The organism is uncultured Dysgonomonas sp. (genome assembly GCF_900079725.1).
In the GTDB taxonomy this organism is placed as follows: Bacteria; Bacteroidota; Bacteroidia; order Bacteroidales; family Dysgonomonadaceae; genus Dysgonomonas.
Map to the genome: position 1 here is coordinate 3,388,141 of NZ_LT599032.1, position 14,402 is coordinate 3,402,542.

Below are 14,402 nucleotides of genomic sequence, written 5' to 3' on the forward strand. Positions count from 1 at the left end.
GTCTTTTGAATGGTTTATTGTTTATAAAAATTAATTGATGTTTATTGGTTCGCCAAGATATTTTGGCCCTTTGCCCGTAATGATGTCGACAAAGACCTTTACCCGTGCAAATAATTCCCTTATTTTAGTGCGGTACGAAAAGCGGTTCAGATCAATGTCTTTTGCATTGTATCCATATGCCTCCAATCCGTAATATTGAGCAAGGAATATAGCCCTTTCGTTATGAAACTCCTGAGATACGATGATGAAAGATTTTTGTCCGAATATCTCACTCATTCTCACTACTGAGTCTAGTGTGCGCAGCCCTGCGTAGTCCATATATATAATGTCTCCGGGTACTCCGGCTTCGACTAAAGCATCATGCATATCCTGAGCTTCATTGTAGTCTTTTGTACTATTATCTCCACTTACGACAAAAGCTTTTACCTTTCCGGCATCGTATAGCTCTTTGGCAGCCCGGATGCGGTATGTAAAGTATAAATTCTGGCGTCCTCCTATATATCTGGCTGCTCCCAATACTAATGCAGCCTTTTGTGCAGGAATGCTATCAGTGTTATTATAAACATAATCTTTGGTGTCATGGGGGATTTTCCAGTTAGCAAATAGAATTGCCAATCCGATAATTATTAGAGGTATAAGTATTATCAACAAAACTTTGGTTAATTTCTTTTTCGTGTAAGGCTTCATTAAATGCGGTCTAGTACTTTTTTGATTAAATCTTCTATCGAACCTTTATAATTAGCGTTTGATTTACCGGCCAGGCGGTTAGCTATGATTGTACATACAGTTATGGCGCGATGTCCCATCAATCGGCCTAATCCTGCTAACGGAGCACTTTCCATCTCATAGTTGGTTATCATATCTTCCCCGAAGCGGAATGTTTCTATCTTGCTGTTCAGATCGGGATTCGCCAAAGGTATGCGCACATGCCGCCCTTGCGGGCCATAAAAGCCGATAGCTGAGATAGTCACACCTTTTATCATATCATGTCCCACCTGTTCCACAAGGCTTTCATCCGCTTTGATCACATAAGGCGCACAATGTTGAGGATTCCAACCTACATGTTCTTTGAATGCCGCTTCAAAGTCGTTCAATGTAATGCTGTTTCGTCCGTCATAGTAGTTTAGTACGCCATCAAACCCTATCGATTTGGCCGCGACTACATAAGAACCTATCGGGCAATGCGGTTGCAGACCGCCTGATGTACCTACACGCACCATTGTCAGTTGCTTGAAGTCTTTCTTTACTTCACGGGTATTGAAGTCCACATTGGCTAAGGCGTCCAGTTCTGTGAGAACAATATCGATATTGTCAGGTCCAATGCCGTGTGATATGGCTGTTATGCGTTTGCCTTTATAAGTCCCGGTGATAGTATGGAACTCGCGGCTTTGTATATTGCATTCTATAGTGTCGAAAAACGAAGCTGTGAGGGTAACTCTTTCAGGATCGCCCATCATTATTATCTTATCTGATAATTGTTCCGGTTTTACGTGAAGATGGAATACACTGCCGTCGCTGTTGATAATCAATTCTGAATCAGGTATTACACGCATAATTTATCCATTTAGTGTTTTGAAATGCAAAGATATAGAATTTTGTCCATCAGAGAGATTGTAAACGATATAAAGTAAAGAGTTAACAAGTCTGATTTTATTTTTAACTTTGTGAGATACTCAAGAGTTATTCTTTCCTTATAGATAGATTTAATATTAAATGATAATAACCATGAAAAGAGAACTAAGTGTATTTTTATCAATCATTTGCAGTTGCATATTCCTTTCCGGTAGCAGCTTGTATGCAAAAGAACCGGGACGAAATTTAAGGGATGACGGGGAACTGTTCAAAGTTGCCATTGCTGGCTATACTTTTGTTAACTTCAATCTGGATGAGACATTGAAGATGATGCAGGAAGTGGATGTCCATTATCTCTGCATTAAAGACTTTCATCTGCCTCTAGCCAGTACCGATGAGGAGATTGCAGCTTTTCATGCGAAACTGGCAGCCCACGATGTTACCGGATATGCCGTAGGGCCTATCTATATGAAAACGAAAGAGGAAGTAGACCGCGCTTTCGATTATGCCAGACGGGTAGGAGTGAAGCTAATTGTCGGTGTTCCTAATCATGAGGTATTGCCCTATGTTGACCAGAAAGTGAAAGAGTATGACTTCAAATATGCCATTCATCTGCATGGCCCTGATATCAAATTATATCCGAATGCAACGGATATTTATGAAAATGTAAAAGATCTTGACCCGCGTATTGGTATGTGTCTCGATATTGGCCACGATGCCCGCGACGGACAAGATCCTATCGCCGATCTGAAGAAGTATAAAGATCGTGTGTTTGATATTCATATGAAGAATACGACTGCTGCCAGTAAAGAAGGGAAGACTGGTGAAATAGGGCGTGGTGTTATAGATATTCCGGCATTTGTGCGTATGCTTCGCGAGGTAAAATACGATGGAGCTTGTAGTCTGGAGTATGAACGTAATATGAAAACTCCTTTGGCGGGTATCGCTGAATCTATCGGTTATTTTAGAGGTGTGATAGATGCTACGAAGTAAAATTCTTATTTTTGCAGGCTAAAACTATTCTAATGAAAATTACCCTTCTTGTCATAGGCAAAACTGATGCCGGCTATTTTATCGATGCGGTCGGTGAGTATCAGAAACGGCTCGAGCACTATATTCCTTTCGAGATACAGGTTATACCTGATATAAAGAATACGAAGAGCCTTACTGCCGATCAACAGAAAGAAAAAGAGGGTGAACTTATCCTCAGAAACCTGCAAGCGGGTGATTATCTGGTCTTACTGGACGATAAGGGAAAAGAATACACGTCCGTGCAATTCGCAACCTACATTGAAAAGAAGACACATACTGTAGCCAAGCGGCTTGTCTTTCTGATTGGTGGTCCTTACGGTTTTTCACAAAGTGTGTATAATAAGGCGAATGAAAAGCTAACCCTTTCGCGGATGACTTTCTCGCACCAGATGGTGAGGCTGATATTTGTAGAGCAGCTATATAGGGCTATGACAATTTTGAATAATGAGCCCTATCATCATGAATAAAAATAAGAACGGGTTCAGCTATAAGTTGAACCCGTCTCCTTATATAGATATAAATCTTACATATTCATACCACCGCAAACAGGAATAGCCTGTCCGCTAACATACGAAGAAAGGTCAGATCCTAAGAATACAGCTACATTAGCCACATCTTCCGGAGTACCACCGCGACGCAATGGGATTTGTTCCGCCCACTTTTGTTTTACTTCGTCAGATAATACACCTGTCATTTCTGTAATGATGAATCCCGGGCAGATACAGTTGGCACGGATACCTCTCGAACCTACCTCTTTTGCTATCGATTTAGCTAATCCGATCATACCGGCTTTAGACGCAGAATAGTTGGTTTGTCCTGCATTACCTGAAAGACCTACAACTGAGCTCATATTGATAATGCTGCCGCCTTTCTGTTTCATCATAATAGGAGTAATGGCATGGATGAAGTTAAATGCCGATTTCAGGTTGATATTGATAACCATATCCCATTGTTGTTCGCTCATACGCATCATCAGGCCGTCGCGGGTGATACCTGCGTTGTTTACAAGGATATCGATCTTTCCAAAGTCTTTCAATATTTCTTCTACCACTTTATGTGTATCTTCGAAGTTTGCAGCATTAGATGCATATCCTTTAGCTTTCACTCCGTAAGCAGCAATTTCTGCTTCTGTTGCTTTGGCGTTATCATCTATCGCTAAGTCGGTGAATGCAACATTTGCACCTTGTTCTGCATATTTTAGGGCAATGGCTTTACCTATGCCGCGGGCTGCACCTGTAATGACAGCGGTTTTACCTTCAAGTAATTTCATAATTTAAAATGTAAATTAAATATAAATTCAGTTGATTCTTATTTTTTCTTTTTGATTCCTTCGAATATCAGATAGGCGATATTTTCGCGCTGAGATTCTGTTTTCAGGCTCTCCGCTCTTATTTGCCCTCTTATGTATGGGACCTCCAATCCTTTCAGTGCATGGTGAAGTATCTCGGCGGTAGCCTGTGTATCGGGCATCTCGAAAGTCCCCTCTTCTACACCTTTGGTCAGTATGTCGTTAAGTACCTGAATTTCTTTTATGTCGAATGATTTGCGAACATTCTGTACGCGCCATATGTCGCGGAAAAAGTCGGCTTTTAGCGTACCATTTCTCACTACAACGTTTTTTACAGCATCGAACCGGGTATAAAAGAAAAGAAGGAGCTTTTCGTCGGCAGGAAGTTTCTTGCTCGCTACCGATTGCAGGGCATGATACATCTGGTCAAGCTCTGTTTCCAGTACTGCCTGGTAGACTTCATTCTTGTTGTTGAAGTATGTATATAATGTACGGCGGCCTTTATGCGAAGCCACAGCAATATCATTCATGGTTGTGTTATCCACACCCAGTTTTGCGAATAGTTGACGAGCTACGTCAATTAATATATTTCGGGTTTTGTTTATGGCCATATATCAAAACTGCACACAAATATTCTAAGTGTGCAAATTTAGCATAAAAATATTGAATATATAAGATTTTAGATGTTTTTATCAGTTTTTCTTCGGAAATGTGAGAAAATGGAATCTGATCGCCTATGCTGGAAAAGGTAACAGGAAACAATTAAGAATTCTTTTGCTTGCCATGTATTTGCAAAAGGTAACAAAGGTAACACTATTTACAGTTAGCAGTAAACCGAAATGCAGTTCTCAACTTATTACTTATTGTTTAAAACTCATTACTTGTTAAAAAGTAACACATGTAACACTTTTTCCATTCTTGTAGGGGCAGGCCTTGTGCCTGCCCATTATGCGACAACTGGGCAGCCATAAGGGATTGCCCCTACATGAATTCTCAAAAAGGTAACAAAGGTAACAGTCTTTTCTGCTTTTTGATTCTTCTTCATTCTTTCCCTCTTCGTGGGCTAGGGGCTGGTCAATACTTCAAAGAACTCCGGCAACTAAAAGCCCGCAATGTATAGATAAAGAACTCCCGATTTTATACAAATAACCTCAAGCCAAAGGCCTGAGGTTATCTATCGTAAATAATAAAAGATTAACTGCTCTTTGTTTTAAAATCTTATTCTATAACGGCAGCAAAGCCTCCGTTTCTTGCCATGCTGATCTTTATTTTGTCTCCTGATTTTATGCTTGATGATTTCTTACGATAATCCATTGCCTGGCGTCCCGCATTGATGCCATCCTCAAAAGACGTCATTGTATACGTTTTACCATTGTTGAGAAAGCTCAGGTCAAGTTCAAATTCACGGGAGGTTTCTTTATTGTTAGTCATACCGCCGATATACCATTTGTCTCCTTTGCGTTTAGCTACGATCGCGTATTCTCCTACCTGCGCTGCTAAGGCTTTAGTTTCGTCCCATGTGGTAGGTACCTGTGTGATGAACTTCGTACAATCCTCATTGCGGTAGTACAAAGTAGGATTATCGGCTAACATCTGCAGCCCGCTTTCGAAGATAACGAATAGCGCCAGCTGATAGGCGCGTGTCCCTATACTGGCAGAATTCGGCCTGTTTCCGCAATATACATTCGGTTGCATGCTGATCATAGCTCCCGGAGTATAATCCATAGGTCCTACAGCATTACGCATAAACGGAAAAAAGACACTGTTGTCAGGTGTGCAGCCGCCCATTTGCTCCATACCCCTTACACCCTCGTAAGAGAGTACGTTCGGATATTTATATTCCAGTCCGGCCGGTTTGAAAGAGCCATGAAAGTCGACAAGGATATTGTATTTTGCCGCCTCTTTAGCCACTCTTTCGTAATAGTTTACCATCCATTGGTCACTCCTGTCCATGAAATCGATCTTCACACCTTTTACACCCCATTCCTGAAATGTCTTGAATATCTCAAAGTTGTTTTCTACAACCAGCCACGTAAGCCAGAGTACGATACCTACATTCTTTTCTTTTCCGTAGCGGATCAGTTCATGTACATCTACTTTCGGATTAGGTGTGTAAGGATCTCGGGTACTCATAGCCCATCCTTCATCCATAATAATATAAGGGATACCAAACTTGGAAGCGAAATCTATATAATATTTGTATGTATCCAGATTGTAGCCCGCTACAAAATTTACATCCGGACCATAAGGCGATGCATCGTTCCACCATTCCCAGCTTACCTGTCCGGGCTTTATCCACGATACGTCTTGCAATTGACTTTTAGTCGCAAGATTGTATGTCATGGTATTTTCCATCAGTTGCTTGTCGTCTTTTGTTATCACAAAATAGCGCCACGGGTAATTTCTTTTTCCGGAGGTCTTGGCTATATAATCAGCTTCTTTGAGAAGCTTTACACTGCGGTCTCCATCGTCACCAAATTCGAGAGGGACTTTCGGGAATACAGACTGTATACCGTTATTTCCAGTGCTTTTAAGAAACAGGCATGGATAATCGGACAGATCAGATTCCGAGATAAGTATCTTGTATTGCTTCTTTGTATCTATCAATACAGGGAGTACCGACATCTTATCCGAAGCTTTCCAGTCTTTGCTTTCGATGTGTGTATAGGGCTCTTCATATGCAGTCTTGAAACTGCCCGGCTGTTGCAGGTGCAACAGATAGTCTGCTGGGAAGTTTACAACGAAGTCTTCACCTAATACTTCTACTTCCGTTTTTTTATTTGTGATAAAACGATAAGCGATCCCATCATTGTAGGCACGGAATTCAACTGAGTAATCACCCTTGAATGTGAGCAAAAGTTGGTTATACTCATCCTTTACCGTTGAAAATTTCAATGGAACAACAGGTTTGCTTTCCGATTTTACCTGCGCCCGTTTCTGATTCGATAGTTTGGGATTCTGTCCCAGCATTTCGTTTCCAAGGTTTAATTGCAGATAATTATCTTTTAGCAATACATCATTATTATAAGAAATATCATAATATATCTTATCGGATATATTTAATGATACCTTGAGCTCTCCGTTCGGAGACGGCAGTTCCGTTTGTTTCTGCGCATGCAAGTACAATGCGAAGCAGTTTATCAATAAAACTGTGAATAAGATTTTTTTCATTCAGGTCGTTAAATTTTAAGGTGTGTTATTGAGTTATAAGTTATAAATTAAGAATTATAAGTTGTATGCCATTCACACCACTCTTTATTCTTAATTATTCATTCTTAATTATTTTATAGCACCTATCCGCGCATACATTTCCACCATGGCAGCCTGTGTTAATAACCATTTTTTGTTATCCTTTTTCTCTCCGCTCCAGTCGGTATTGAAGAGTCCGTTATTGTCGCGGGTATGTGTCCATGCATAGTCCAGGTTCTTGTCGAAGGCGTCTATATAGGTCTTGTTGTTATCCAGATGATATAGTTCTATAAAACCTCTTAGCATAACGGCTATAAACCACACATCGCCTTTCTTCAGTAATCTGAATTGTTCTCCCTCCGGTGAGGTAAAATCGGTAAAGAAGTGATTGTAGCATGATTTGGCTATATTCTGTGCCTCGGAGAGGTAGGTTTCATCTTTGGTAAACTTGTACAAGAGTGCTGCAGATTGCATCATCTGCCCGCTGTTGTAGGCATATTTGGCTTCGCCTATTTTTCCATCCAGCCTCACGTTGTCATAGTAAAGATAATCTGATGTATCCTGTAGGTGCTTTTTGGTCCAGTCATACAAGTCTTTTCCCAAGTGGAAATATGTACTGTCTTTTGTGGCTTCGAAAAGCTTCAACGCAAAGACAGAACCCGGGGCATTCGAACAAGTGTTTTTTGATTCTTTTTTCTGTTCGCACCAATAGATGCCGCCCTCGAGTTTATCGTCGATACCACTGGCTACAAAAGTCCAGATCAGTTTTGCCTTGTCAAGGTATTTAGGCTCATTGGTCATCATATAAGTGTCTGTAAAGTCAATACCCAGCCATACATTATCATCGTAAAAACGGTCCGACTGAGGAGCGGTATTGATATAGGAAGCATATCCCGGAGGAGTCCGTTTCAGATCAAAATACTCTTCCAGTCCCGGAAGCACTTTTGTGTCCAGTATTTGTTGGTATTTTTTGTCTTCTGTTGCTTCAAATAGTGCATTTACGGCGGAGAATGTACCGGAATAGGGCCACAGATAAGAATATTGATTGAGGGGATTGGCTTGTTCTGAAGAAGCCAGATATGTAGCAGTGTATGCTGCATCGAACGGATAATTTTCCCGTAGCAGATTGGTATTCGGAGCCGAATAATTCTGATAAAGGGAATCGAGTGTAATTCGGGCTCTTTCCTTATTAGAGGAGAGATTTGATACTTCTTTTTTACTGCAATTGCTAAAGGCACAGATGCTGATAATTAAACTAAAAAAAATGGATGTCCTTTTCATTTACCTTATTTTTGTTTGTTGAAATATTCTGTTCCAAAGGTTTTGCATATCTAAGGATACGATATTGGTTTGATCCTATTTCTTATACAAAGGTGAAACAATGCTATAAAACCGAAACCGGCCCAAGCTAGGTATTAAATGTTAATCGTTAATTTTCGGGCACTTATTTGCAAAATATACATGCCAATAAATATATAAACAGATAAGCACGATAATGACAAATAGCTTGCAATAATACTAAAATTATGTGATATCTGCAAAAGAATGTTTTTGTAAGATCTATTCCTGTTATGTCTGTAGATATGGAGTTTGATGAGCCGTAAAGGTCTTGCTGCGAGATAGTTTCTTTTGTTGTATTGTTTTCTTGTACATCTTTTCAGTCAGAGATCATTGCCTCTATATACTCTCTTTGGGTATTCAGGAATTCTGCCTGTAGAAGTTCGTTTGACTTTGTTATCAGAGTAGAATATTTCATTAACGATTCGAGCCATTTTTTCTGGATGGCGCAGGCTTCGTGATTGAATACCATTATCGGGTTTACTGTATATACCCAGAACTGTGAGCACACATTACCGTCGTATTCAAGATAGGAATAATTAGATTCGATATTTAGGGCTGATAGGTAAATAAGCATATTTACGCCAGCCTTGTTTGTCCCGGTTTGTAATATCTGCTCCAGTTCGTTTACTATTTGTCGCAACTCTTCCTGCATTGCTTTCAATTCCTCTTTATCTATCAGGTTTCTTCTATAATAATATAACATTTCGTCTATTAAAGATGAAAATACATTCTTATCTATGATTAGAGTAATATTGTTCATCCTTAGGTAGTTATATGCGTATTTTTTGTAGTCTGCATTTAGTTGGGATGGGACTTCTAATTCCGAAAAGTAGAAATTGAGAGGCACATTATGTGTTTGGTGTATCCATTTGAAATACCTGAATTTTTTGATATATTCATAATTCGCTGTCAGAACGATAGATACTCTGTTATTTGCAATAATTACTTCAGAGGACTTTGCTTTTCGTATTTTTTCGTAAATGTTGTTGATATTATTTATTATCTGGGAATATGATTCTGTAGCTTCAAGAGTCTTACTTACATTCAGATCAAAAAAAGCACGTTCTTTGCTATTTTGTCCTACTAATTCGTCGAGCGAAAGTCCAAGTTTGGCAGATATTATTGCAGCTTCTTCCAATGTGAGCGGTATATCCCCTCTCACTCTGCGATAGGCAGATTCTCTGCTTATATCCAGTATATCCATCAGGAATGGAACTGCTTTTTGATTTTCAGGCATATAGTCTTGTATAGCAGCGATTAGTTTGTCGCTCAGTAATATATTCTTCATAATGTCTTCTTGTATGAGATAATAACCCCTTTTCGGATAAAATGTTTTGTGAGTCGTTGAAATAAATGGATCGATTAAAAACTCTATTATATATTGTATAAACAAAGATGTAGAAAATTCATGAATTTATTTATACTGAGAACCATTTGTTTTTCAAAAAAATCATGCATGAAGAGTAGATGAACACAGGGGATTTTCTATTGAGACTGTATTAAATCACTACATCTAGTGATTGTTGGAAATAAAGAGAATATATTACTTTGTGCATTCCAATAAATATAATTTATGAGACAATATTCCTATATGAAAAATACATTGTTGATAATGTTGTTATTTGTATCTGTAATTCCGGCTTTTGCAAAGGGCGAATTGCCAAAAGATACATTATATACAGAGTTAAAAAATGACATAGTTATACTTTCCACGACGAAAGAAACCAACAGCCTGAAATCATTGCCGGCCGCAGTTTCGGTTTTCTCTCCAAAGAATCTGGATGCATTACAGGTACACTCCTTGAAGGATCTGAGCGCTATTGTGCCTAACTATTTTGCTGCCGATTATGGCTCTAAAATGACTGCACCTGTTTATATACGGGGAATAGGCGCACGGTCAGGAGATCAGACGGTGAGTATGTATGTGGATAATATTCCGTATTTTAATACGACATCTTTCGATGCCGAATTATTCGATATACAGCGGATAGAGGTGCTTAGGGGTACACAGGGTACACTCTATGGCCGCAATGCAATGGGTGGTATTATGAATATCTATACCTATTCACCATTGACATATGAAGGCACGAGTGTGAAGATAGGTAGAGGAAATTATGGCTTGTTTACCGCCAATGCGTCCCATTATCAGAGGTTAAATAGCAAAATGGGCTTTTCTGCCGGAGCATATTACAGGCAGGATAACGGATATTTCACAAATTTATATACAGGCAAAAAGGCCGATGACCTTAAAAATGCAGGAGGACGTGCCAAGTTTGTATGGGATATAACCTCACGTCTTTCTTTGAATTACAGTCTGAGCTTCGATTATGTAGATCAGGGGGCTTTCCCCTATGCGAATGTAGCCACAGGGGATATAAATTACGATTCGGAAGGCTACTACAAGCGTAGGCTGGTAACAAACGGACTGGCTCTGAAATATACAGGTAACAACTACGAGATAAATTCCACAACCGGATATCAATACCTGAATGACGAAATGAATATGGATCAGGATTATACACCTTTGTCCCTTTTTCAGATCAATCAACGGCAACGTCAGAACTCATTGAGTCAGGAAGTAACGGTTAAGTCTGTGAGTGCATCCGATTATCAGTGGTCGTTCGGCGGATATGGTTTTTACGATTATCTGCACAACACGCCTCCCGTATACATGATGAAAGACGGGATAAAGCGTTTTCTGCAAGACCCACTGACAAACGCAGGGGCACCCATTACTTTTACCGATAATCAGATTGACCTGAATGGACAGTACAAACGTCCTATCTATGGATTGGCAGCCTTTCATCAATCGACATTCAATAACCTGTTCGGACTAAAAGGCTTCTCTGCCACATTGGGTTTACGTCTCGATTATGAAAAGACAAAACTGGATTATAATGCCTATACCTCTGCCGGATTTGATATTAATACTGGGCCGGGCAGACCTGTTATGTCGCACAGGGTGGATACAGCAGTAGTAGGTAGTTCGTCTTCCGATTATTTGGAATTGCTACCTAAGGGAGTGTTGAAATACCAGTTCAACCCGAGCTCATATGTGTATGCTTCGGCATCCAGAGGTTATAAAGCTGGTGGACACAATATCCAGATATTTGCAGATTTACTGCAAGAGGCACTTGAGGCAAAGATGAAAAACAGTATGCCGGGAAGCCAACCCTCGGAAGAAGGTACTCCGATAAATGAGCGTATCTCATATGACCCTGAATATAGCTGGAATTACGAACTGGGAGGACAGACTGATATAATCAGCAATACTTTATCCGCCAATGTTGCCTTGTACTATATGGATGTACGCGATGTACAGATCACCCAGTTTATAAAAACCGGGGGCGGGCGTATGGTAAGCAATGCAGGTAAGGCAGAGAGCAAAGGACTGGAAGTAGGGATAAAGGCCCGTCCGTGCAATGGCTTTTATCTTTATGCAAGCTATGGATTAGCTGATGCTACTTTCAAAGATTATAAAGTAAGGGACAAAGAGGGGACTGTTATCCACGATTATACAGGAAACCATATTCCTTTTGCTCCAAGCTCTACATTCAGCATAGGGGGCAGTATTTCATATGATTTCAAACATAATACAATTCTGGATAAGATTACATTCGATACCAATTTTGCAGGAGTAGGCAAGGTATATTGGGCAGAGGACAATAATATGTCGCAAGGCTTCTACGGCACGCTAAATGCTCATTTGGCTTTGGATAAGAGTATATTTACACTCGAAATATGGGGAAAGAATATCCTCGACAGGGATTATAATACGTTCTTGTTCGAATCTATGGGCGACTATTTTGCACAGAAAGGGAAGCCTATGCGCTGGGGGGCGTCGCTGAAAATAGCATTATAGGTTATTTCCCGTACTAAAACGGAAATCAGATTAGAGTACAATTTTTAATGTCATTCTGAACAGAGTGAAGAATCCCGAACCTAAATAAGAGATTCTTCACTCTGTTCAGAATGACAAGATTCTGGAGAATTACTTTTACTTCGGCAGGTTGAACGCGACTTTCAACGCTTCCATATCCTTCATCGAAGTACCTTCCGGCTCGAATCCCATCGATTTGGCTGTCAGGTAAATCTGTGCCGATTTGGATAAGGTATCTACCATGTCGAAAGCCTCCATAATGTTTTCACTGACAGAGCAAACCCCGTGCTTTTCCCACATCACCACATCGTAGTCTTTCAGCATTTCCACCGTGGCATCTGCCAGTTCCATCGAGCTAGGCATTTTGTAAGGGATGATACCCAAGCCTTTTGGGCAGAACGCCCGTGTTTCGGGAATCATACTCCAAAGCAGGTAGGTAAGTTTATCCTTTTCGAGGAAAGCAGGGTTATGAGTCATCGCTATCAGGTCGATAGGATGCGTATGCAATGCCGCTTTATATCCCGACCCTATTCCTATCTGATAATTGTGCATCGATAAATGTGACGGGAGTTCAGATGTGGGCTTCACAGGATTATCCGCTATTATCACATAGCTCGCACAATCGTCGAGAATCCGTATAACGGATGCATTCTTCATTGGCCAGCGAGCAAGGTCGCGCATACGCCTGTTTGTACCTTTGCAGAAGAAATAGCAGCCTTTGAGATGCGGAAGGGGTTTTCCTATCTGCACTACTTCGCTGATTGGCTTCATATTCCGTATTTCATCATCTACCAAATCGGTGATATTGATCGTGATATTTCCACCATTCCGTTCAGCCCATCCCTTTTGCCACAGGTAACCGGCTACTTCGGCCACTTCATTTACCCGTTTGGTGAGTTCGGGGCGATTATCTAATATAGATTTCATATTTTCTTTAAGCTGTTAGCTATTAGCTGTTAGCCGATAGCATTGTTGTTAATAGTTTAAGTTACAAATTTATAATTTACTTTAATAGCTGAGGTAGAATAATAGAAATTATCAGTACCAACAATCCTATACTCAGTATTGTAATCGTCTTCTGTCCCGAACCTTTCCACTCTTTTAGTATAATGCCCCACAGGTTACTGAAGAGTACGTTCAGCGACATAAGGATACTCCACGAGAATGCCATCATTACACTGCCCGGCTCGAAGAAGCTCTGACCGATACCCAATCCGAAGAATTGAGAATACCAAAGTAATCCGGCCAAAGCGCAAAACATAAGGTTGTTTGCCCAGTTAGCCCCTGTAATAGATGTATAATCTTTGAACGTTTTATTTTTATAATTCTGATAAAGGCAATAGACTGCATTAGTGATGAAGCCACCGGTGGTAACAAGTAATATAACCGGGTTGAGTGCCAGCAGGGTGCTTGCTCCAGCGTCTAGTAATTTAGCCTTTAGAGGTGCCCCTGCTTCCAGTCCGAGGTTGAAGCAGGCGCTCATTACCCCAGCCAGAAGTGCGATGAGGATACCTTTTTTCAGTGCAAAATCCTTTACCGCCTTTTTCTTTTCCTCCTCCGACATATTACGGGATTTCAACGCTCCGGCATATCCGATTATAGCGATACCTGCAATAGCTATGGATACTCCGATAAGGAGAATAAGCCCGTTGCCTTCAAAAAGGTTCTCTCCTTTCAGCAGAGCCGGAATCAATGTACCGAAGGCCGAGCAGGTACCCAGTGCCAGCGATTGCCCGAGTGCAATACCCAGATAACGCATACTAAGACCGAATGTAAGCCCGCCTATTCCCCAGAGAACACCATATCCTATTGGCTTCAATATGGTGTCCCCTCCGGAAAACAATAGTTCGGTAAGTGAGAAACCGGAGGGAACAGCCAATAATGCTCCTATTAAAGGAAAAATCAACCAAGCAAAAATTCCTTGTATAAGCCAAAAGCATTCCCATGACCAATTTTTGACTTTATTAATCGGTACATAAGAACTGGATTGCCCGAGGCTTCCTATTGCAATTATTATTAACCCTATGATTGTATTCATATGTATGAGTTATAAGTAGTAAGTAATGAGTTTAAAGTAGCTTACTACTTATTACTCATTAC

At 40.4% G+C, this 14,402-nt stretch carries 12 protein-coding genes; 3 read left to right on the forward strand and 9 right to left on the reverse strand.

What is annotated here, in order from left to right:
- Positions 1-30 precede the first annotated feature (30 nt).
- Together QZL88_RS14275 and QZL88_RS14280 are read right to left on the reverse strand one after the other, a co-directional pair.
- Entirely contained in the window at positions 31-615 is a 585-nt protein-coding gene (locus QZL88_RS14275) for an ElyC/SanA/YdcF family protein (RefSeq protein ID WP_296942142.1), read from the reverse strand.
- A gap of 71 nt (positions 616-686) precedes the next feature.
- Positions 687-1,553, reverse strand: a complete 867-nt coding sequence (locus tag QZL88_RS14280; protein WP_296942145.1) for a nucleoside phosphorylase — start codon at positions 1,551-1,553, stop codon at positions 687-689.
- A gap of 172 nt (positions 1,554-1,725) precedes the next feature.
- Between QZL88_RS14280 and QZL88_RS14285 the strand changes: the two genes are divergently transcribed.
- Together QZL88_RS14285 and rlmH are read left to right on the forward strand one after the other, a co-directional pair.
- Positions 1,726-2,565, forward strand: a complete 840-nt coding sequence (locus QZL88_RS14285) for a sugar phosphate isomerase/epimerase (RefSeq protein ID WP_296942147.1) — start codon at positions 1,726-1,728, stop codon at positions 2,563-2,565.
- Positions 2,566-2,597: 32 nt separating this feature from the next.
- Positions 2,598-3,071, forward strand: a complete 474-nt coding sequence (rlmH, locus tag QZL88_RS14290; protein ID WP_296942149.1) for a 23S rRNA (pseudouridine(1915)-N(3))-methyltransferase RlmH — start codon at positions 2,598-2,600, stop codon at positions 3,069-3,071.
- Positions 3,072-3,127: 56 nt separating this feature from the next.
- Here the strand turns inward: rlmH and fabG are convergent, their stop codons facing one another.
- From fabG to QZL88_RS14315, 5 genes are all read right to left on the reverse strand, one after another.
- The gene (fabG, locus tag QZL88_RS14295) at positions 3,128-3,874 is read right to left on the reverse strand and encodes a 3-oxoacyl-[acyl-carrier-protein] reductase (RefSeq protein WP_296942151.1); all 747 of its coding nucleotides are present in this window, start codon (positions 3,872-3,874) and stop codon (positions 3,128-3,130) included.
- A gap of 38 nt (positions 3,875-3,912) precedes the next feature.
- Positions 3,913-4,503: a TetR/AcrR family transcriptional regulator gene (locus QZL88_RS14300; protein WP_006801063.1), complete on the reverse strand. Its 591-nt coding sequence runs from the start codon at positions 4,501-4,503 to the stop codon at positions 3,913-3,915.
- A gap of 607 nt (positions 4,504-5,110) precedes the next feature.
- Positions 5,111-7,063 (reverse strand): glycoside hydrolase family 97 protein, encoded by a 1,953-nt coding sequence (locus QZL88_RS14305; RefSeq protein WP_296942153.1) that lies wholly within the window; start codon positions 7,061-7,063, stop codon positions 5,111-5,113.
- Between the two features lie 108 nt (positions 7,064-7,171).
- Positions 7,172-8,362: a glycoside hydrolase family 76 protein gene (locus tag QZL88_RS14310; RefSeq protein WP_296942155.1), complete on the reverse strand. Its 1,191-nt coding sequence runs from the start codon at positions 8,360-8,362 to the stop codon at positions 7,172-7,174.
- Positions 8,363-8,738: 376 nt separating this feature from the next.
- The gene (locus QZL88_RS14315; RefSeq protein WP_296942157.1) at positions 8,739-9,710 is read right to left on the reverse strand and encodes a helix-turn-helix domain-containing protein; all 972 of its coding nucleotides are present in this window, start codon (positions 9,708-9,710) and stop codon (positions 8,739-8,741) included.
- Positions 9,711-9,995: 285 nt separating this feature from the next.
- Between QZL88_RS14315 and QZL88_RS14320 the strand changes: the two genes are divergently transcribed.
- Positions 9,996-12,284 carry a TonB-dependent receptor gene (locus QZL88_RS14320; RefSeq protein ID WP_296942159.1) on the forward strand — a complete coding sequence of 763 codons (2,289 nt, stop codon included), beginning with the start codon at positions 9,996-9,998 and terminating at the stop codon, positions 12,282-12,284.
- Between the two features lie 135 nt (positions 12,285-12,419).
- Here the strand turns inward: QZL88_RS14320 and rhaD are convergent, their stop codons facing one another.
- Positions 12,420-13,229, reverse strand: coding sequence for a rhamnulose-1-phosphate aldolase (gene rhaD / locus QZL88_RS14325; RefSeq protein ID WP_296942161.1), 810 nt, complete (start codon positions 13,227-13,229; stop codon positions 12,420-12,422).
- 76 nt (positions 13,230-13,305) lie between these two features.
- Complete coding sequence (gene rhaT / locus QZL88_RS14330; RefSeq protein ID WP_296942163.1) at positions 13,306-14,340, reverse strand: L-rhamnose/proton symporter RhaT; 1,035 nt, start codon at positions 14,338-14,340, stop codon at positions 13,306-13,308.
- Positions 14,341-14,402: the final 62 nt, after the last annotated feature.

Bases quoted from the DNA above. Each gene is read 5' to 3' on its own strand.
- QZL88_RS14280 (WP_296942145.1), bottom strand. From the start codon at position 1,553: ATGCGTGTAATACCTGATTCAGAATTGATTATCAACAGCGACGGCAGT.
- QZL88_RS14285 (WP_296942147.1), top strand. From the start codon at position 1,726: ATGAAAAGAGAACTAAGTGTATTTTTATCAATCATTTGCAGTTGCATA.
- rlmH (WP_296942149.1), top strand. From the start codon at position 2,598: ATGAAAATTACCCTTCTTGTCATAGGCAAAACTGATGCCGGCTATTTT.
- fabG (WP_296942151.1), bottom strand. From the start codon at position 3,874: ATGAAATTACTTGAAGGTAAAACCGCTGTCATTACAGGTGCAGCCCGC.
- QZL88_RS14300 (WP_006801063.1), bottom strand. From the start codon at position 4,503: ATGGCCATAAACAAAACCCGAAATATATTAATTGACGTAGCTCGTCAA.
- QZL88_RS14305 (WP_296942153.1), bottom strand. From the start codon at position 7,063: ATGAAAAAAATCTTATTCACAGTTTTATTGATAAACTGCTTCGCATTG.
- QZL88_RS14310 (WP_296942155.1), bottom strand. From the start codon at position 8,362: ATGAAAAGGACATCCATTTTTTTTAGTTTAATTATCAGCATCTGTGCC.
- QZL88_RS14315 (WP_296942157.1), bottom strand. From the start codon at position 9,710: ATGAAGAATATATTACTGAGCGACAAACTAATCGCTGCTATACAAGAC.
- QZL88_RS14320 (WP_296942159.1), top strand. From the start codon at position 9,996: ATGAGACAATATTCCTATATGAAAAATACATTGTTGATAATGTTGTTA.
- rhaD (WP_296942161.1), bottom strand. From the start codon at position 13,229: ATGAAATCTATATTAGATAATCGCCCCGAACTCACCAAACGGGTAAAT.
- rhaT (WP_296942163.1), bottom strand. From the start codon at position 14,340: ATGAATACAATCATAGGGTTAATAATAATTGCAATAGGAAGCCTCGGG.